The sequence below is a fragment of the Pseudodesulfovibrio sp. S3 genome, assembly GCF_004025585.1.
Lineage (GTDB): Bacteria > Desulfobacterota > Desulfovibrionia > Desulfovibrionales > Desulfovibrionaceae > Pseudodesulfovibrio.
Genome location: NZ_QTZO01000003.1, coordinates 230,527 through 248,445, shown reverse-complemented (window position 1 = coordinate 248,445; position 17,919 = coordinate 230,527). Strand labels below are relative to the sequence as shown.

The 17,919-nt window shown below is 55.0% G+C and carries 17 protein-coding genes; 6 read left to right on the top strand and 11 right to left on the bottom strand.

Features of this window, described 5'->3' with window-relative positions; genetic code table 11:
- Nucleotides 1-8 precede the first annotated feature (8 nt).
- Together tmk and DWB63_RS04845 are read right to left on the bottom strand one after the other, a co-directional pair.
- Nucleotides 9-650 carry a dTMP kinase gene (gene tmk, locus DWB63_RS04850; RefSeq protein WP_128327686.1) on the bottom strand — a complete coding sequence of 214 codons (642 nt, stop codon included), beginning with the start codon at nucleotides 648-650 and terminating at the stop codon, nucleotides 9-11.
- Nucleotides 626-1,624 (bottom strand): HD domain-containing protein, encoded by a 999-nt coding sequence (locus tag DWB63_RS04845; RefSeq protein WP_241648625.1) that lies wholly within the window; start codon nucleotides 1,622-1,624, stop codon nucleotides 626-628. The genes tmk and DWB63_RS04845 overlap by 25 nt, the downstream gene beginning before the upstream one ends.
- Nucleotides 1,625-1,815: 191 nt before the next feature.
- Here DWB63_RS04845 and surE point away from each other — a divergent pair, with 191 nt between their 5' ends.
- The 3 genes from surE to DWB63_RS04830 all read left to right on the top strand — a co-directional run bounded on the left by surE (nucleotide 1,816) and on the right by DWB63_RS04830 (nucleotide 5,154).
- Entirely contained in the window at nucleotides 1,816-2,568 is a 753-nt protein-coding gene (surE, locus tag DWB63_RS04840) for a 5'/3'-nucleotidase SurE (protein WP_128327684.1), read from the top strand.
- A 93-nt stretch (nucleotides 2,569-2,661) separates the two neighbouring features.
- The gene (gap, locus tag DWB63_RS04835) at nucleotides 2,662-3,645 is read left to right on the top strand and encodes a type I glyceraldehyde-3-phosphate dehydrogenase (RefSeq protein WP_128327683.1); all 984 of its coding nucleotides are present in this window, start codon (nucleotides 2,662-2,664) and stop codon (nucleotides 3,643-3,645) included.
- A gap of 240 nt (nucleotides 3,646-3,885) precedes the next feature.
- Nucleotides 3,886-5,154, top strand: a complete 1,269-nt coding sequence (locus tag DWB63_RS04830; protein ID WP_128327682.1) for an HDOD domain-containing protein — start codon at nucleotides 3,886-3,888, stop codon at nucleotides 5,152-5,154.
- A gap of 66 nt (nucleotides 5,155-5,220) precedes the next feature.
- Here DWB63_RS04830 and cimA read toward each other — a convergent pair whose 3' ends face one another.
- Genes cimA through DWB63_RS04795 form a run of 7 tightly spaced genes read right to left on the bottom strand, consistent with a single transcriptional unit; the run spans nucleotide 5,221 to nucleotide 11,698 of the window.
- Complete coding sequence (gene cimA / locus DWB63_RS04825; RefSeq protein ID WP_128327681.1) at nucleotides 5,221-6,816, bottom strand: citramalate synthase; 1,596 nt, start codon at nucleotides 6,814-6,816, stop codon at nucleotides 5,221-5,223.
- A gap of 3 nt (nucleotides 6,817-6,819) precedes the next feature.
- Nucleotides 6,820-8,049, bottom strand: a complete 1,230-nt coding sequence (locus tag DWB63_RS04820; RefSeq protein WP_128327680.1) for an aspartate kinase — start codon at nucleotides 8,047-8,049, stop codon at nucleotides 6,820-6,822.
- A gap of 31 nt (nucleotides 8,050-8,080) precedes the next feature.
- Nucleotides 8,081-8,554 (bottom strand): tRNA (adenosine(37)-N6)-threonylcarbamoyltransferase complex ATPase subunit type 1 TsaE, encoded by a 474-nt coding sequence (tsaE, locus tag DWB63_RS04815; RefSeq protein ID WP_128327679.1) that lies wholly within the window; start codon nucleotides 8,552-8,554, stop codon nucleotides 8,081-8,083.
- A gap of 11 nt (nucleotides 8,555-8,565) precedes the next feature.
- Nucleotides 8,566-9,018 (bottom strand): CBS domain-containing protein, encoded by a 453-nt coding sequence (locus DWB63_RS04810; protein WP_128327678.1) that lies wholly within the window; start codon nucleotides 9,016-9,018, stop codon nucleotides 8,566-8,568.
- Between the two features lie 3 nt (nucleotides 9,019-9,021).
- A complete protein-coding gene (locus DWB63_RS04805) occupies nucleotides 9,022-10,560 on the bottom strand; it encodes an NAD(P)H-hydrate dehydratase (protein ID WP_128327677.1) in 1,539 nt (512 codons plus the stop codon).
- 27 nt (nucleotides 10,561-10,587) lie between these two features.
- Entirely contained in the window at nucleotides 10,588-10,962 is a 375-nt protein-coding gene (acpS, locus tag DWB63_RS04800) for a holo-ACP synthase (RefSeq protein WP_128327676.1), read from the bottom strand.
- Nucleotides 10,963-10,972: 10 nt separating this feature from the next.
- Nucleotides 10,973-11,698 (bottom strand): pyridoxine 5'-phosphate synthase, encoded by a 726-nt coding sequence (locus DWB63_RS04795; protein WP_128327675.1) that lies wholly within the window; start codon nucleotides 11,696-11,698, stop codon nucleotides 10,973-10,975.
- A 176-nt stretch (nucleotides 11,699-11,874) separates the two neighbouring features.
- Between DWB63_RS04795 and DWB63_RS04790 the strand changes: the two genes are divergently transcribed.
- The gene (locus DWB63_RS04790; RefSeq protein WP_128327674.1) at nucleotides 11,875-13,212 is read left to right on the top strand and encodes a UDP-glucose/GDP-mannose dehydrogenase family protein; all 1,338 of its coding nucleotides are present in this window, start codon (nucleotides 11,875-11,877) and stop codon (nucleotides 13,210-13,212) included.
- Between the two features lie 75 nt (nucleotides 13,213-13,287).
- Here DWB63_RS04790 and DWB63_RS04785 read toward each other — a convergent pair whose 3' ends face one another.
- Together DWB63_RS04785 and DWB63_RS17215 are read right to left on the bottom strand one after the other, a co-directional pair.
- The gene (locus DWB63_RS04785) at nucleotides 13,288-13,503 is read right to left on the bottom strand and encodes a hypothetical protein (protein WP_128327673.1); all 216 of its coding nucleotides are present in this window, start codon (nucleotides 13,501-13,503) and stop codon (nucleotides 13,288-13,290) included.
- Nucleotides 13,504-13,641: 138 nt separating this feature from the next.
- Nucleotides 13,642-13,791: a hypothetical protein gene (locus DWB63_RS17215; protein WP_164879784.1), complete on the bottom strand. Its 150-nt coding sequence runs from the start codon at nucleotides 13,789-13,791 to the stop codon at nucleotides 13,642-13,644.
- A 46-nt stretch (nucleotides 13,792-13,837) separates the two neighbouring features.
- On the opposite strand from DWB63_RS17215, the gene DWB63_RS04780 reads away from it, so the two are divergent.
- Together DWB63_RS04780 and mfd are read left to right on the top strand one after the other, a co-directional pair.
- Nucleotides 13,838-14,326, top strand: coding sequence for a chemotaxis protein CheW (locus tag DWB63_RS04780; protein ID WP_128327784.1), 489 nt, complete (start codon nucleotides 13,838-13,840; stop codon nucleotides 14,324-14,326).
- 100 nt (nucleotides 14,327-14,426) lie between these two features.
- On the top strand, nucleotides 14,427-17,918 hold the full coding sequence (gene mfd, locus DWB63_RS04775) for a transcription-repair coupling factor (RefSeq protein WP_128327672.1): 3,492 nt from the start codon (nucleotides 14,427-14,429) through the stop codon (nucleotides 17,916-17,918).
- Nucleotide 17,919 lies beyond the last annotated feature (1 nt).

Sequence of the window (17,919 nt, the reverse complement as noted above, 5' to 3'; positions counted from 1 at the left end):
TAATCGGCTCAGGATGCTGTGTCCAGATACGAATCAAGAGTAAGCCGGATACGTTCGAAGACTTCGTCCGGCGATGCCGCAGCGTTGATCACTTTCATCCGATCGTGGTTGAGGGCCGCCCAGGTCAGGTAGCCTTGGCGAATACGTTGGTGAAAGGAGAGGTGTTCGGCCTCGAATCGTCCTTCCTCCTTGGCCTTGCCATCCTGGATATTGCGCAGGGTGGCCCGTTTCAGGCCGATCTCCGGGTCGATGTCGAGGAGAAGGGTCAGGTCGGGCCACAAGCCATCCACAGCCACCTCGTTAAGATGCTTGAGCATCATGGTATCCAGGCCGCGCCCGTACCCCTGGTAGACGATGGTGGAGTCGGCGAAGCGGTCACAGAGCACAACTTTTCCGGCCTTCAGTTCGGGCCGGATGACCTGGCCGACATGCTGCGCACGGTCAGCCAGATAGAGGAACAGTTCAGTGATGGGCGTGATGTCCTTGTTGTCCACATGCAGGAGCATCTTGCGGAGTTCCCGACCAACGCGGCTGCCTCCAGGCTCCATGGTTAGAAAGACCTCTCTACCCATGGATTCGAGGTATTCCCTGACCTTGGTAATCTGGGTCGATTTCCCGGTGCCCTCTATGCCTTCAAAGGTAATAAACATTGGTTCTCCGGTTTCGCATTCTTTTTTTGGGAACTATCAGGTGTTGTCGTTGGCCGGAAGACGTTTCTCTCCAAAAAGCGCATATAGGGCGACCACTGCGCTCCGGTTTTGTCCATGTCGGCATAGGCCTGGTCGATGATGTTCAACTTGGCGTCCATGTTGTCGGCAAAGTGCAGAACGAACGCTTCGGGGGTCTTGGGGCGGACAGGAGAGCCGAATTCATGCTCTCCGTGATGGCTGGTGATCAGGTGCTTGAAGTGCAGCTTGAGGTCTTCGTCCAGGTGCCTGCTTTTCTTCAGGAACGGCTCCAATTTTTCCATGCCTATCTGGATGTGGCCGAACAAACGGCCCTCGTCGGTGTAGTCGTTGGCCAGACCGCCGGAAAGTTCCCATGCCTTGCCCAGGTCATGGAATATGGCCCCGGCAAGCAATGTCTGGCGGTCCAGGTGCGGATACACGGTACACAGGGCCATGCAGGCGCGGGCTACCTGTAGGGAATGTTCGAGCAGGCCGCCTACATAGGCGTGGTGGACGGTTTTGGCGCCCGGTGCGGTCAGGAGTTTGGTCCTGACCTCCTCGTTGCCCAGCACCCTTTTGCAGAAGATCTTCCATGGTTTGTGCTTCATGTGTTCGGTGACGAGGTCTTCAATGGCCTCCATCAACTCTTCTGGCGGCGTGCTTGAGGTGGGCAGAAAGTCGGCCAGGTCCACATCGGGATGGGAGGTTTCAAGGAGGTCCATGTGGTCGACCTTGAGCTGGTTTTTGTCGCGATAGCTCTCCACAAAGCCCTTGACGCGGGCCATCTGTCCCGGTTCCAAGGTTGGGTATTCCAGGCTTTTGGGGCTCCAGATCTTGCCGTCGATGGAGCCGGTGGCATCCTGAAATGTGATGTTCCAATAGGGGCCGTTTTTGGATTGCGCCTGATTGGCGTTGGCCAGGAGAAAAAGGTCGTCAACCGTTTGTCCCGGTGTCATGTGATGGATATATTGAGATTTTTTTCCCACGAATCTTGCCATTGAATTGATGTTGAGGTAGCCCGTTCATGCGGGTATCATCCATATGTTTGTTGATTGCGGACAATTGCGCAAGCGCCATTGATCGCTTCTGGTTATGAACCTGATTTCATACGTATTGTCAAACTGAAGCTTTTGTACACGGAGAAGCAATGAATATACTCCTCGCCAATGACGACGGAATTCAGGCGATCGGCCTTCGTTCTCTTTATTTTGCCTTGAAGGAGGCGGGCCACGAGGTCAATGTGGTTGCTCCGGTTACGGAACAGTCCGCAGTAGGCCATGCAGTGACCCTGTTTATGCCCATCCGGGTCAAGCAGTTCAAGGAGAACGGCTTTGTAGGGCAGGGGGTCTACGGTACGCCTGTGGACTGCGTGAAACTCGGCTTGACCACGTTACTGTCCGCCCCCCCGGATCTGGTGCTGTCCGGCATCAACGCCGGTGCCAATGTCGGCGTGGATCTTCTTTATTCAGGTACGGTATCGGCGGCTACTGAAGGTGCGCTCATGGAAATTCCGGCCATGGCCGTGTCCATGGACAATTTCAATCCGCAGGACATGAGCGGTCAGGCGCAGTACTGCACTGAATTGCTGACCAGGATTCCCTGGGCGGAACTGCCGAAGAAATGTGTGCTCAATCTCAATTTTCCGGATTGCCCCATCGAGGAGGCCAGGGAGCTGGTTTTGTGCCCGCATACCAGGGCCTCGTACCGGGATTGGTATGAAACCCGGCAGGATCCACGCGGCAGGGCATATTATTGGCTTGCCGGGGATATCCCTCCCGAAAGGATCAGCGAGGGGCGCGACCGGGTCTTGTTGACGAAAGGACATATCACGTTGACACCCCTTCATTTCGATTTCACGGACAGGGAGACACTGGATATGCTGAGGAGTAAAAGTTTATAAACCTCGTTGACGTAAAATACTTGAGATCGTATTGTTCCTAATCTCTATATCAACCGCATTGGGATAATCGCAAATCCACAGGAGGAAGCTGGCATGGCGACGAAAATAGGATTAAACGGATTTGGACGGATCGGCCGGTATCTCGCCCGATTGCTGGCGGACCGGAGTGATCTTGAACTGGTGGCTGTCAACGCGCGTGCATCCAACGAAGATCTTGCCCATCTGTTGAAATACGATTCCGTGCACGGTCGTTTCCTTGATGTGCAGCCTTCGGCTGACGGATTCGTCATAGCCGGCAAGTCTGTGAAAGTGACCCGAAATGCGCCGGGCGAATGGACTTGGGGTGATTTGGGTTGTGATCTGGTGGTTGAATCCACCGGTAAATTTACGGATCGGGAGAGTTGTGAAAAGCACTTGGCCTGTGGTGCCAAGAAGGTGCTCATCTCCGCTCCCGGGAAAAATGCGGACGTGACCGTGGTGGTGGGCGTCAACGACGGTGACCTCAAGCCTGAGCACAAGATCATCTCCAATGCTTCCTGCACCACCAACTGCCTGGCTCCTGTGGCCAAGGTGGTCAATGACAAGTTCGGTATCAAGCACGGCATCATGACCACCGTGCATTCCTATACCATGAGCCAGCGGATTCTGGACGGTTCCCATAAGGATTTGCGCCGTGCCCGCGCCTGCGCCATGAATATGGTGCCGACCACCACCGGTGCGGCCAAGGCCGTGGGTCTGGTCATTCCGGAACTCAACGGCATCCTGGACGGCATGGCCATTCGCGTGCCCACGCCCAATGTCTCCCTGGTGGATCTGGTCTGTGAATTGAAGCGGGAGACAACAGCCGACGAGGTCAATGCCGCGTTGAAGGCTGCCGCAAACGATTCCATGGGCTACACTGAAGAGCCGTTGGTTTCCACGGACTTCATGGGGTCCACCTTCGGCGGCGTGGTGGACAGCTCCCTGACCCGCGTAATGGGCGGTACCCAACTCAAGCTGATCATCTGGTATGATAACGAAGCCGGTTTCACCAATCAATTGTTGCGGTTGACCGGAATGGCGGCAGGCATGTTGTAAGCAGCCCTTTCCATAACAGAGAGCGACCGCCCGGCCTGTGCCGGGCGGTTTTTTTGCGTTCAATATTATTGAATCGTTATTTCGGCGTGTTATGATCTTGAGTGGCGTTGAATGCGTTATAATAAAGATATATTTCTTTACGGTTATCTTCCGCTTCTGTAGATAATAAAATCAGAATTCTATTCTCAAATGGAGACATATGAGTCGATGCAATAAGGCACATGTCAGGAGGAGCGAGATATGAGTGATGCTCTCTTATCGGATCTGGCTGCGGACGTTGGAGAACAGGTCATGGTTGTCAGGCAGCCCATTTTTGATCGGGGAAAATCGGTCTGGGGCTATGAATTGCTCTCCAGTCCACCTCCGCAAGGCCACTCGGAGCAGGTGGCCGCATTGGAGGATTTGATTTCGTTTCAGAAAGAAAAATTGTCGTCATTGGGCATTGAGTTTTCCACGGACAAAAAGCTGCTTCTGAATATGAGTGGCTATAACCATTTGAACAGTTATGATTTTTCAGGATATCTGGGTGATATTGTTTTCGGTTTCAGCAATACTGCCGCCTCTTCCGAACATGGCTCTTTCTTTGTCAGTAATATGCATGAACAGGGTGGTTCTGTTGCCATTGACAATGATCTGGACGAATCCGTTTTCGATTCCCTGATGGATAAATGCGACATCGTGAAGGTCTCCCTTGAGGGAAAAATGCCATCCGATATCGTCAATATTCGTCGAAAATTGAAAAATTATGAAGGCAAGCTGCTGGCTACCGACGTATCGAGTTGGGAGGCGTTTGAAGGGACACGAGCCCTGGGCTTCAAAATATTTCAGGGGTCCTTCTTTTCCCTTCCGCTGATCGAAGAGGATGCCGGGCTTCAGGTCGCCTCCGTTTCCAAGCTGCAATTGATTCGCGAGTTGAACAATCCGGGCTGTGACATGGAAGAATTGGCTTCCATCATCGCATCTGACGTCAGTCTCAGCTACAGGATACTCAAGTACATAAATTCGGTCGCCTTTGGATTGAAGAGAGAAATCAAGTCCATTCAGCAAGCCGTTGCCTTGCTCGGTTTGAATGAACTGAAACATTGGGCCACTGTTGTCGTCATGACTGATCTGGACTCCACGCCCAAAGGGGAAGAGCTGGCGTATATGGCCTTGCAGCGGGGGCGTTTCCTCTCTCAGCTTGCAGGGACTATCGAACAGTGCCAACTCGCTCCGGAAACCATGTTCATGCTCGGGTTGTTTTCCAAACTCGACGCCTTGCTGTCCTATCCCATGGACAAGGCCCTTGACGGTATCGCCCTTGACGAGGCCATCAAGGCCGGATTGTGCGGCGAACGTAATGAATATGGTAATTGTCTTCGGATGCTTGAGGCTGTGGAGACGGGAAAGTGGGAGGTGGCAAACGCTATTCTCAAACGTTATGGATTCAGTGTACCCAAGGCAGCCACGCAATACCTGCAAGCTTCCAGTTGGGCGGCAAGGCAGTTGCCCAGCATGAAAAGCCAGTAGGGATGATCCAATCAAAACGGGCCGGTGAGTATCTCGCCGGCCCGTTTTGATTGTGTTTTCAGATGCTTATTTTTCGATGAACTGATCGTCTTTGAGAAGTTTGTAGTTGATGGCGTCCACTACGGCTTGCCAACTCGCCTCGATGATGTTGTGGGAGACGCCCATGGTGGTCCACCGTTCCGTTTTGTCGCCTGTTTCCACCAGGACGCGGACAAAGGAGGCGGTGCCGCCCGTGTCGCGGACAGCACCGGACAACACACGGACTTTGAAATCCAGCAGACGGATTTCGCTCAAATTGGGGTAGAACCGTTCAAGCCCCTTGCGCAGGGCACGGTCAAGGGCGTTGACCGGACCCATGCCAGTGGCGGCGGTGTGTTCCTGTTGCCCTTTGACGTCGATGATGACCGTGGCCTCGGTAAACGGTTCGGGATCTTCCTCGCGTTTGGCGTCGACCACGAAAAAATTTCTGAAGTGGAAATAATTCAGTGGTTTGCCCAGAGCTTCGCGCAAGACCAGTTCAAACGAAGCATCGGCTACGGAATATTCGTAACCCATGCTTTCCTTTTGTTTGAGCTCTGCGAGCAGGCGGTCCACAGTGGGGTCGTCCTTGGCCAATTCATAGCCAAGCTCCTTGGCTTTGAACAGGATGTTGGATCGGCCTGCCTGGTCGGAGAGCAGGACGCGCTGCTCGTTTCCTACGGATTCCGGCACAATGTGTTCATAAGTGCGTGAATCCTTGAGGATGGCGCTGACATGGATACCACCTTTGTGGGCAAAGGCGGATGCACCCACGAAGGGTTGCCGCATGAAGGGACGCAGATTCCCGATTTCACTGACGAAGTGGGATGTCGTCAGCAATCGGGGCAGATTGTCCCGGCCGATGGTGTCGATTCCCATCTTGAGTTCGAGATTCGGAATGACCGAGCACAGGTTGGCGTTTCCGCAGCGTTCCCCGTAGCCGTTGATGGTGCCCTGCACTTGTGATGCGCCCAGACGGACCGCTTCCAGGGAATTGGCCACTGCCAGTTCAGAGTCGTTGTGAGCATGGATGCCGAGGCTTCCTGCGGGCAGGTGTGCCTGAACGGCTTTTACGGCTTCGGCGACCTCGTGGGTCAGAGTGCCGCCGTTGGTGTCGCAGAGGACGAGGCGGGCGGCACCGGCCTCATGGGCGGCAGCCAGGGCCTTGAGGGCATATTCAGGGTTGTGTTTGTAGCCGTCGAAAAAATGTTCGGCGTCGAAAATAACTTCGTCCACCCGTTTGTTCAGGAAGGCGATGCTGTTGAATATTAGTTCGAGATTGCGTTCAAGGGAGATGCCCAGGGCCGTGGTGGCGTGGAGATCCCAGCTCTTGCCGAAAATGGTGATGACTGATGTCCCGGCGGCCAACAAGCCGGCCAGGTTCGGGTCCTTTTCCGGCGAGGTCTTGGCAAAATGGGTTGAGCCGAATGCGGTCAGTTTGGCGTTCTTGAACGTATACTTTTTTATGTCTTCGAAAAATTTCTTGTCGGTCGGGTTGGAGCCGGGCCAGCCGCCTTCGATGTAATGAATCCCCAGTTCATCCAGCTTATGCGCTATGCGCACCTTGTCTTCAGTGGTCAGATTCAGTTCTTCGGCCTGTGCCCCATCGCGTAACGTCGTGTCATATATGGTAACGTGTCTCATTGCCTACTCTATGTGTTTGCCTTCTTCCAAGTTGAAGGCTTTGTGGAGTGTGCGTACAGCCAGTTCGGTGTACTTGTCGTCGATCAGGCAGGTGATCTTGATCTCGGACGTGCTGATCATCAGGATGTTGACGTTCTCATCGGCAAGCGCTCGGAAGGCCCGTGAGGCCACACCGGAATGGTTCCGCATGCCGACGCCGATAATTGACACCTTGGCGACGTTCAGGTTGCTGGTAAGCTCTTCGTACCCTATTTCGTATTGGAGTTTTTCCAATGTTTTGATGGTCTGCTTCACATCCGCGCGCGGTATGGTGAAGGTCATGTCGGTCAAGCCGTCCTTGGAGGGGTTCTGGACGATCATGTCAACGAGAATTTTTTCTTCAGCCAGAGGGGAGAATATCTGGGCGGACACGCCGGGGGTGTCCTTGAGGTGTATTAGCGTGATTCGGGCTTGATCCTTGTCGTATGCTATTCCGGAAACGAGAACGGATTCCATGCTTTTATCCTCCTGCGTGACTAAAGTGCCCGGCTCATCGGAAAATGTTGAGCGGACATGGACGGTTACATTGTATTTTTTGGCAAACTCAACGCTGCGGATCTGGAGTACCTTGGCGCCCATGCTGGCCATTTCCAGCATTTCATCATAGGCGATCTTGTCCATTTTCCGCGCATCGGAGCACATGTTCGGGTCGGTGGTGAATACGCCCGGAACATCGGTGTAAATTTCACAGACGTCAGCCTTGAGGGCAGCGGCCAGGGCCACGGCAGAGGTGTCGGACCCTCCGCGTCCCAAAGTGGTGATACGCTGGTTTTCGTCGCATCCCTGGAAACCGGCCACCACCAGGATGTCGTATTCCTGGAGCATGGTCTTGAGCTTACCGTCGTCGATATTGACGATGCGGGCCTTGCCAAAGGCGCAATCCGTCTGGACCGGAGCCTGGAAACCGAGTACCGAGCGGCATTTGACTCCCTGTTGTTTGAGTAGCATGGAAAAGAGTGCGCAGGAGATCTGTTCGCCGGTGGAGACGAGAGAATCGCATTCAGCTAGGTCGGGATTTTCCGACCACTCATGGGCGAGGGAAAGGAGGCGATTGGTTTCGCCTGACATGGCCGAGAGGACCACGATGACTTTGTTGCCTTCACGGTAGGGACGAAGAACTTTCTGCATGACCTGGCGTTGGCATTCCAGGTTGCGGACCGAAGTGCCCCCGAATTTCTGTACGACGATGTTCATGATCAATACTGCTTCTTGTCTGGTGCGGTTCTTATTTGGGCATCAAGGCATTGAGAATGCCCTGTGCCGTTTTTCCCATTGCATGCAATGTCAGGCTTCGTCCAGTGTCAGATGGGGTCCATTCCAAGAAAATTGCTTCATCCGGCCACATTTCACGGGCCAGAAATTGTATCCATTCCACAACCGTGACGGTATCCGGGTCTTCCAGACACTCGAATAGAGCGTCATCCGGGGCCATGCCTTCCAACCGGTAGAGGTCGAAGTGGGCCACGGGTGGAACCGTGGGGTACAGGTTGAATATATTGAAGCTCGGACTTGAAACTTCCGCCATGTCAGCGCCCGGCAGGGACTCTACAAAGCCTCTGACTAACGTGGTTTTGCCTGATCCCAGCTCGCCTTGCAAGAGCAAAGCAGGAGGGTCAGGCGTTAAGGCTATAATTGATGCCAAGGTGCGGCCAAGCTCCAGCGTGGCCTCCGGGTCCGGCAAATGCAGTCTGAGGGGCATTCCAAAGACCGTTATTGTCCCTGAAGGAGGGTTTTGAGCACGTCTTCCTTGCCGACCACGCCTACCAGCTTGCCGTTATCAAGGACGGGCAGGGTGTAGAGCTTTTCGTTGGCCATCATGGTGGCGATGTCCTCGATGCTGGTCTCGGGAGAGATGAAGGTGGGAGTCGGGGTCATGGCGTCGCCCACCTTGAGTGCGGAAATCTTCTTCATTTCCCGCTCCAGATCCTCATGCGAGGAAATGGGGAACACACCGTCGAGCAGGGTGAAGAAAGAGGGCAGGGTGACCCTTTTCTGTTGGGCGATCAGGTCGGTCTGACACAGGATGCCCACCACGGCACCGTTTTCCAGGACGGGAGCACCGTTGATCTTGTTGTCCAGCAGGGTTTTGGCTGCCGTGGCGATATCGGTGTCGGGAGTAAGGGTAATACATTCGGTGGACATGATGTCCTTCGCTGTCAGCATGGTTCAAGCTCCTTGGGATTGTGCCGCCACTCGGGGCAACACGGTTGCTATTTCGGACGCGAGGTTGCCGCGTGCAGGAAAATCGATACAGAGGGTCTGCCCGGCCATTCCATGCCAGAAAACGGCGGTACAGGCAGCTTGCATGGCACAAACGCCCCTGGCCATGAGGGAGCCGATGATGCCGGACAGGACATCGCCGGACCCTCCCACGGAAAGGTTGGGTTCAACAAACGGATTGATGCAGGTCATTTCGGCATCCGCCACCAGGGTTCCGGCTCCCTTGAGCACCAGCGTGGTGTCGCAGACGGCCAGGAAGCTGTTGACCGCACCCAGTCTGTCGGCCTGGACCTGAGACGTATCCATGGCAAGCAGGCGGGCCATTTCACCGGGATGGGGGGTGAGTACGGCCTGTTCGGGCAGCGACTGAAGATGTTCGGGAAATTCGGCTAGGGCAAACAGCGCGTCCGCATCCAGGACCATGGGCAATGTGCATCCTTTCATGAATTCGAGGACAAAGGCCAAGGTGTCCGGCTCTCTGCCTATGCCCGGTCCTATGACCACAGCGCCGAACCGTTCCTGGCTGGAAAGCAGTTCTTCGGCCATGGCGCGGGTCCAACTTGTACCGGTGCCAAGGGGCAGGGTCATAATGTCCGGGGAGCCTGATTTGACGGCATCGGCCAGACCGCCTGGACAAGCCGCAGTGACCAGGCCGGCTCCGCTGCGCAGAGCGCCCATGGATGCAAGATTCGGCGCACCGGTCAGACCAAGGCTGCCTCCTATGACCAGGACATGCCCTGCCTTGCCCTTGTGCATGTTCAGGCTGGGGGTCGGTATGCTGTCCATGATCCCGCTGGTGATGAGATGGTGCCGAACCGGATTGGTTTTCTGTACCTTGAGCGGAATGCCGATGGGGCAGACGTGCACAAGGCCGGTGTATTCGGCGGCTTCCGGCAGGACCAGGCCGAGCTTGGGGGCTTCGAAGGAGGTTGTGACGTCGGCCCTGATCGCTTCCGGCTGTGCCCGTCCGTTCAGGCCGTTCAGTCCGGAGGGGATGTCGATGGAAAGTACGAATGCCCGTTCGGCCAGCCTGTTGATGGTACGGATGAGTGCCAGGTAATCCTTCCTGAGTTCTCCATGAAAACCGGTGCCAAGCAGGCCGTCGATGATGATGTCGGGCTGGGGAAATGCTTCCGGGTCCAGGCCCGTCAGATGCTTGAGTGGTATGTCCAGTTTCTGCGCCCACAGAAGATTGGTTCGGGACTCGCCTCGATACTGTTTTTTGGGTCGTGTGTGGTAGACAGTGACATTTGCGCCGAGGTCCACAAGGTGGCGGGCCATGGCAAAGGCGTCTCCACCGTTGTTGCCTGATCCGGCAAAGCAGAAGATAACGGCGTCACCCACCGGCCCGTATTCCTCAAGCAGGACCGTGACGGCCTCTCTGCTCGCAGATTCCATGAGCGTGACTCCGGGAATGCCGACAGCATGTATGGTTTCCCTGTCCCATACGGACATTTCGGCAGGGGTTGGGAGGGGAAGCAGCATTGTGACTCCTGGACTGTGGTTGCGCATCTAGGCTTCCAGTATCACGGTGGCGGCGGCGGTGTCACGGGAATGAGTCAGGGATATGTGTGCGGCCGATATCCCCTGCCGCTCACATTCCTTCAGTCCTGCCCCGAGAAAGAAGATTTGAGGCCTGCCTGCTTCATTGTGGAGTATCTCTATACACTTGAAATGAATGCCGTGGGCAAACCCCGTACCCAGCGCCTTGACTGCGGCTTCCTTGGCCGCAAACAGGGCGGCCAGCCTGGGGACCGGGTTTTTTTCGGGCAACTCTGCAAGTTCATGCTCCGTGAGATACCTGGCGGCGAATTTTTGGCCGTACTTTTCCCAAAGAGATTGTATGCGATCGAGTTCCGTCAGGTCGAGGCCCATGCCTTTGATCATGCAACGTCCGTTAGTCCGTAAAGGTTCTGATCAGTTGCGCCATGTCCCGAACCGCCCGGTCCATTCCGACATAGATGGCGCGGGCCATGATGGCGTGTCCTATAGAGTATTCGCTGATGCCGGGTACGTCCTTGAAATACAGGATGTTCCGGTAGTTCAATCCATGGCCGAGGTTGACCTTCATGCCGATGTTTCGAGCCAGGGCGATGCCTTTGATGATCTTTTCGAATTCGATCTTGCGCCGGGAGTGATTCTTGGCGTCGGCGTAATGGCCTGTGTGTATTTCTATGAATTCGGCTCCGGTGGCGCTGGCCGCCTCGATCTGTTTGGGGTCGGCGTCTATGAACAGGCTGGCCCTGATGCCTTTGGCATGGATCGGCTCCAGGTAATCCCGCAGCTCCTTTTCGCGTCCGATACAGTCGAGACCGCCTTCGGTCGTCAATTCCTGCCGCTTTTCCGGCACCAGACAGACCATTTCCGGCTCGATATTTATTGCGATGGACTGCATCTCTTTGGTGGCGGCCATTTCCAGGTGCAATCGGGTATTGCAGGTCTGTTTGATGAGCTCCACATCCCGGTCCTGTATGTGTCGTCGATCTTCGCGCAGATGAACGATGATGCCTGTCGCACCGGCCATTTCGGCCATATAGGCCGCTGTGACGGGTTCGGGCTCTATGCCCATTCTGGCTTGTCTCAAGGTGGCTACATGATCTACGTTAACAACGAGTACAGGCATCGTGTCTTCCTCCGGATGCGTAATAGCGTGATATCTTCATTGATTAAGTCACATGGAATGGAATAGCAATAGTTGTGGCAATCAGGTAGCCGATTTGCAATCGTGTTGACGGCTCAGCGCGTAAAAGGTATCCGCATGGCCTGAAAAAGAACTGAAACTCTATCCGGAGTAATATTATGAATGTTTGTATCGTCGGTACAGGGTATGTGGGATTGGTTTCCGCTGCCTGTTTTGCCGAAATGGGAAATAATATTTGTTGCGTGGACGTCAACCCCAAGGTTGTGGAGACCCTGGAGAGCGGCAAGGTTCATATTTACGAGCCCGGCCTTGAAGACCTGGTCAAACGCAACACCCAACAGGGACGTTTGCATTTTACCACCGATTTGGGTGAGGGGCTTGCCGTGTCCGAGGTGGTTTTCATCACCGTTGGTACACCTTGCGGCGAGGACGGTGCCTGCGATCTGAGCTATGTGCATGCCGTGGCCCGCGAGATCGGCCAGAAGATGACGTCTTCCAAGATCGTGGTGGACAAGTCCACAGTGCCGGTCGGTACTGCCGATCGTGTGCGGGCCATCATTGCCGAAGAGCTTGATAAGCGCGGCGAGAACATCTCCTTTGATGTGGTCTCCAACCCCGAATTCCTCAAGGAAGGGGACGCGGTCAATGATTTCATGAAGCCGGATCGCGTCATAGTGGGAACCGGGGATGAACATTCTGCCAAGACCATTCAGACCTTGTATGCTCCCTTTGCCCGCAGCCGCGAAAAACTCATCGTCATGGGCGTGCGGTCTGCCGAGATGACCAAATATGCGGCCAACTGCATGTTGGCCACCAAGATTTCCTTTATCAACGAAGTTGCCAACATATGCGAGAGGGTGGGGGCTGATGTTTCAGAAGTCCGTGCGGGTATAGGTTCTGACAGCCGCATCGGGTACAGTTTCATATATCCGGGACTGGGCTACGGCGGTTCCTGTTTCCCCAAGGATGTCAAGGCACTCATCGGCACTGCTGCCGAACATGGTTATGATGCCCGGTTGATTCGTTCCGTGGACAAGGTCAACGACGCCCAGAAGCATGTGCTGGCCGAAAAGATCAAGGCCTATTTCGAGCCGCAGGGAGGCGTCAAGGGGCGGACCCTGGCCATGTGGGGGATCGCCTTCAAGGCCAATACCGACGATATCCGCGAGGCTTCGGCCATTGAAGTCATCAAGGATCTGACGGCACTCGGCATGAAAGTGCGGGCCTTCGACCCAGTGGCCAACGATCGCGCACGCGAGGAAATCGGCCACCTTGAGAATCTGGAAATTCTGGATAGTCAATACGGCGTGTTGGACGGAGCAGATGCCCTGGCCGTGGTCACGGACTGGAATCAATTCCGCAACCCGGATTTTGATCGCATCAAGAAAACGTTGAGCGCGCCTTTGATCTTTGACGGGCGGAATCTCTATCTGCCCGAACGTATGGGTAAATCCGGATTTGCCTACTTCAGCATCGGCAGGATGCCGGTCGAGTAGGCACAGGATTGAATGGACGAAAAAAAACTCCCCGTCTCGAAAGAGGCGGGGAGTTTTTTCTGCTCGGTCTTTGTGTCAGAATTGACCTTTAAAACAGGTGCGATATTGTAATTCCTGCAGGATGACACGTTCATATTCCGGATTGTATTCCAGATCAGTCTGTTCTTCCTGGTCCAGCATTCTGGCAAGCTGTTGAGTTTCTTCCCAGAAGTCGAGCAGCTCTTCATCGGCAAGGTTTTTTACTTGAGCCTCTAGAGAGTCATGATCATTGAAATTTGCATATTGACCCATATGGTTGCGGCCCGTCCTTTTTTCAAAAAGTCAAACAAATCAAACAAATAGATATGAAGTTTGGATTAAGTTAGTCCTTTATCATTTTACCGTCAACATGACTTTTCATCTTGAATATTATAAATATCTCAACAGACTTTATTCATTGGCAAAAAAAGCATAATTCTTGATGCCGCCGGGAGTGTGGGCGCTCGCCAGCCCTTTTCCAGGCAGTGCGTGCGGCTGGATATTCCTGTTGACAACAAATGGCTCTGTTGACAGATTCAATGCTTGTAAATGATGGAGCATTTTGAAGGACCGAGTCATTGAAGACGGGGTGACCATGAACATGGATATGGAAGAAATTGTCGACGTTGAAGAGGGCGAGGGCGAGCAGAAGTTGATCCAATTGGTGACGTTCAGCATTGGTGAAGAGGAATTTGGCGTCAATATCCTGCAGGTGCAGGAGATCATCCGTACCATGGAGATCACCAATGTTCCCCGTGCGCCTGAATTCGTTGAAGGCGTCATCAATCTTCGCGGCAAGGTGATTCCCATAGTGGACATGCGTCGCAGGTTCGGTCTCAGATCCAAGGACCACGATAAATATACCCGTATAATCGTCATTGAAATCGAAATGATAATCGTTGGATTCGTGGTCGATGCCGTGTCCGAAGTACTGCGTATCCCTGCCAATTCCGTTCAGCCGCCTCCGCCGGTGGTGGCCGGCTTGGATTCCGATTATATCGACGGGGTCGGCAAGCTCGAAGACCGCCTTTTGATCCTTCTTGATCTGAATTCTTTGCTCGACAATGAGGAAAAGGAAGCCTTGAGCAGCGTCTAACCCGGATAAATTCTTAATGACAAGCCGTCCGACTCCCGATAGGGATGGGGCGGCTTTTCTGTTTCGGATTCAAAGCCGACAAACCACTTCAAGCCCAATCATGCCAACCAGCTTTCCTAAAGACATATCCGACTTCATGACCGGCTCCACCGATACGGTCCGCATCTTCAAGAGCGGTCCCGGGTCGCAGGCATTGCTGGCCGGTTCGCTGCTGGCCAAGGGTGTTGATGTCGCCATCGTGGTCCCCGGTGTGACCGAGTTCAAGGAAATGCAGGCGCTTTTGAATCTCTTTACGGTCGGCACGCCGGGAGGCGTGGAGCAGCCTGCCTGGGAAAGGGACTGGGTTTTCCTGCCTCCGTATCATTCCCGCACACCGGATGCGCAGAGCTGGGGTGACCGGTGGGCTGCTTTGTATGGTCTCGTCTATGGGAGCAGGCCGCACGGCGTGCTCATGACGGCAGATAACCTGCTGCCGCACTGGCCCGATGAAACCGTGTTGCGCGAGAACTGGGTCAACCTGTCCAAGGGTGAGGAGATGTCTCCGGACATTCTTCTGGAACAGTTGGTGTCCTGGGGATACGTACGCCGAAAGCTGGTGTCTGCTTCGGGGGATATGGCGTTACGCGGCGATATCCTTGATATCCATGCACCGGGGTACGCGCTCCCGCTTCGCCTGGAATTTTTCGGTGATATTCTGGAAGAGATCAGACTGTTCGATCCGGCTTCTCAACGCTCCAAGGCGGACTTGAATGAAGCCGTCCTGCTGCCCGTATCTCCCTGTATCACCACTGATGACCGGGGCTTTCGCGCTCGGGATTTGTGGGACAGATTGCGCAAGACGGGAGAGATTACCGTTGCTCAGGAACATGTGCTGACCCAACGCCTTGACGCCAACGACGGTTTTATCTGGCCTGGGTTGTACTATGATGCCCCAGTAGGGCTGGAAACCTATTTCCCCAAGGACGTTGCCTATCTGCTTTCGTCTGGCGACACGCTCAGGGCGCGTCTTGAGGACCGCGATCAGGCATGGCGGGACTTCCTCAAGGAGGAGGAGCGCCAGAAAGGGGTGACGCTGCCTCGCCGGTTTATCATCCGCTCCCATGAAGCAGCCCGGAAATCCTGGCAAAGTGCCCGGCAACTGGTCTTCGAGGACTTGACCATAGGGCGAGAAAAGAGCGGCATAGATCTCGCTGAAACCCCGTACAGTGAGTTCGCGGACATTTTTTGGCAGCCTGAGGCTTCAAGAAGGCCGTGGTCCGCACTCATGACCGGGCTTAAGGAGTGGCATAGCTCCGGGCAGACCGTTATTCTCAGTTTCCGCACACAGCGGGCGCGCAGTAAATTCCTGAATCTGGCCGAACAGGAGAAACTGCCCATGAGCCTGGAATATTCTCCGGGACGGCGTGGTATCTTTGCCTTGATTTCGCCTCTGCGCAAGGGGATGGAGCTGGGGTGGAACAACACCCGCATTCTCGGTGAAGAGGTGTTGCAGCCTCAGGCTCCCAGGGTGCATGTGGGACGAGACAAGGCCTTCAAGGGGCTGGATCAGTATGACGATCTGTCCGAAGGCGATTTGTTGGTGCATCGCGATTATGGTTTGTCCCAGTTCGGCGGCTTGCACCACATGAGCATCGGTGAAGGGGCCAACGATTATCTGCTCCTGTTCTTTTCCGGGGAAGACAAGCTGTACCTGCCGGTGGATCGGCTCAATCTGGTGCAGCGGTTCAAGGGGCCGGAAGGGGGCAAGCAGCCGTCTCTGGACAAGCTGGGCGGCGTTCGGTGGGCCAAGACCACGGCCAAGGTCCGAAAGGCCATTGAGAAAATAGCCCATGAGCTTGTTGAGATGTATGCCTTTCGCCGAGTGGGCAAGGGATACGGATACGGGCCGCTTGATGATATGTATGCCGAGTTCGAGGCCACCTTTGGCTTTGAGGAAACACCGGATCAGGACAAGGCGGTTTCCGATGTGTTCAGGGATATGGAAAAGCCCGAGCCCATGGATCGGCTGGTCTGCGGCGATGTGGGATTCGGCAAGACCGAAGTGGCCCTTCGCGCCGCATTCAGGGCAGCCCTGGAAGGTCACCAGACGGCCTTGCTTTGTCCGACCACTGTACTGGCGGAGCAGCATTATCAGACCTTTACCAAGCGTATGGAGGGATTCCCCGTGCGGGTGGGGATGCTCAGCCGATTTGTAACTCCCAAGCGGCAGAAGACCGTGATCGAGGCTGCGGCCAGGGGCGAGGTCGATATACTTATCGGAACGCACCGCATCCTTTCGAAGGATGTGGAACTGCCCAATCTTGGTCTGCTTATATTGGACGAGGAGCAGCGGTTCGGGGTCAAGCACAAAGAAAAACTTAAATATTTCAGACAGAATATAGATGTTCTGACCCTTACCGCCACGCCCATCCCCCGTACCTTGCAGCTTTCCCTGTCCGGCATACGCGGACTTTCGGTCATCGAGACGCCGCCGGTAGACCGCAAGCCCGTGGAAACGGCTATTGTGGAGCGGGAGGGGCTTGAGCTTCAGGCCGTATTGCGCCGGGAGTTGGATCGCGGCGGCCAGGTGTATTGGGTGTATAACCGGGTCAATGGGCTTGAACGTGTGGCCGCCTATGTGCGGGAGCTGGTGCCCGACGCAAAGGTGGGCATGGCCCACGGCCAGATGGGCGAAAAGGCGTTGGAAGAAGCCATGCGCGACTTCTGGCATGGTGAAATCGACGTGCTGGTCTGTACTTCTATTGTGGAATCCGGCCTGGATTTCCCCAATGCGAACACCCTGATAGTGGACCAGGCGCAGTTGTTCGGCCTGGGGCAACTCTATCAGCTCAGGGGCAGGGTTGGTCGCAGTGAGCGGCAGGCGTATGCCTATTTTGTGGTGCCGTCCATCAACGACATTTCCGAAATTGTGCGTAAACGCTTGCGCATCATTCTGGACATGGATTATCTGGGTGCTGGATTCAAGGTCGCCATGGAGGATTTGCGACTTCGTGGGGCCGGTAATATTTTGGGTGAAGCCCAGTCGGGGCAGATCGCCAAGGTCGGACTCGAACTCTTTCTGGAAATGTTGGAGGAGGAGGTCCGGCGGCTGCGCGGAGAGGAAGATACCCGAGCCGCAGACACGGAGCTCAACTTCGTGTTTGAAGCGCATATCCCGGGCGGGTACATTCCTGATTCCCGCGAGAGGCTCCGCTATTACAGGGGGCTGTCCTCGGCCACTACCGACATGGCCTTGCGCGAGTTTGAGGCAGAGATCCGAGACCGTTTTGGTTCGTTGCCCGACGAGCTGGATGCCTTTTTCGGTGTGCTTCGGCTGAAGCTGACCTTGTCCAGAATGCAGGCAGCCAGGGCGGAGTTGTATCCGGGCAGGGCCGTTGTTACCTGGAAGGACAATGCCATTGCGGTGAGTCCGGATGAATTGATGAAGTGGGTTGGCGACCGGAGTGATACGGCGCGGATCATACCTCCGGCCAAGCTGGAGATTCGATATGACGGAGCGCAGTCCATGCGTGAAGCCCTTGAAGGAACGGCTGTCGATCTGGAAAGAATGCTTGATGCCGGGATTGATCAGCAGGGCGGTAAATCAGAGTGAC

Bases quoted from the DNA above. Each gene is read 5' to 3' on its own strand.
- tmk (WP_128327686.1), bottom strand. From the start codon at position 650: ATGTTTATTACCTTTGAAGGCATAGAGGGCACCGGGAAATCGACCCAG.
- DWB63_RS04845 (WP_241648625.1), bottom strand. From the start codon at position 1,624: ATGACACCGGGACAAACGGTTGACGACCTTTTTCTCCTGGCCAACGCC.
- surE (WP_128327684.1), top strand. From the start codon at position 1,816: ATGAATATACTCCTCGCCAATGACGACGGAATTCAGGCGATCGGCCTT.
- gap (WP_128327683.1), top strand. From the start codon at position 2,662: ATGGCGACGAAAATAGGATTAAACGGATTTGGACGGATCGGCCGGTAT.
- DWB63_RS04830 (WP_128327682.1), top strand. From the start codon at position 3,886: ATGAGTGATGCTCTCTTATCGGATCTGGCTGCGGACGTTGGAGAACAG.
- cimA (WP_128327681.1), bottom strand. From the start codon at position 6,816: ATGAGACACGTTACCATATATGACACGACGTTACGCGATGGGGCACAG.
- DWB63_RS04820 (WP_128327680.1), bottom strand. From the start codon at position 8,049: ATGAACATCGTCGTACAGAAATTCGGGGGCACTTCGGTCCGCAACCTG.
- tsaE (WP_128327679.1), bottom strand. From the start codon at position 8,554: ATGCCCCTCAGACTGCATTTGCCGGACCCGGAGGCCACGCTGGAGCTT.
- DWB63_RS04810 (WP_128327678.1), bottom strand. From the start codon at position 9,018: ATGCTGACAGCGAAGGACATCATGTCCACCGAATGTATTACCCTTACT.
- DWB63_RS04805 (WP_128327677.1), bottom strand. From the start codon at position 10,560: ATGCTGCTTCCCCTCCCAACCCCTGCCGAAATGTCCGTATGGGACAGG.
- acpS (WP_128327676.1), bottom strand. From the start codon at position 10,962: ATGATCAAAGGCATGGGCCTCGACCTGACGGAACTCGATCGCATACAA.
- DWB63_RS04795 (WP_128327675.1), bottom strand. From the start codon at position 11,698: ATGCCTGTACTCGTTGTTAACGTAGATCATGTAGCCACCTTGAGACAA.
- DWB63_RS04790 (WP_128327674.1), top strand. From the start codon at position 11,875: ATGAATGTTTGTATCGTCGGTACAGGGTATGTGGGATTGGTTTCCGCT.
- DWB63_RS04785 (WP_128327673.1), bottom strand. From the start codon at position 13,503: ATGGGTCAATATGCAAATTTCAATGATCATGACTCTCTAGAGGCTCAA.
- DWB63_RS17215 (WP_164879784.1), bottom strand. From the start codon at position 13,791: ATGCTCCATCATTTACAAGCATTGAATCTGTCAACAGAGCCATTTGTT.
- DWB63_RS04780 (WP_128327784.1), top strand. From the start codon at position 13,838: ATGGAAGAAATTGTCGACGTTGAAGAGGGCGAGGGCGAGCAGAAGTTG.
- mfd (WP_128327672.1), top strand. From the start codon at position 14,427: ATGCCAACCAGCTTTCCTAAAGACATATCCGACTTCATGACCGGCTCC.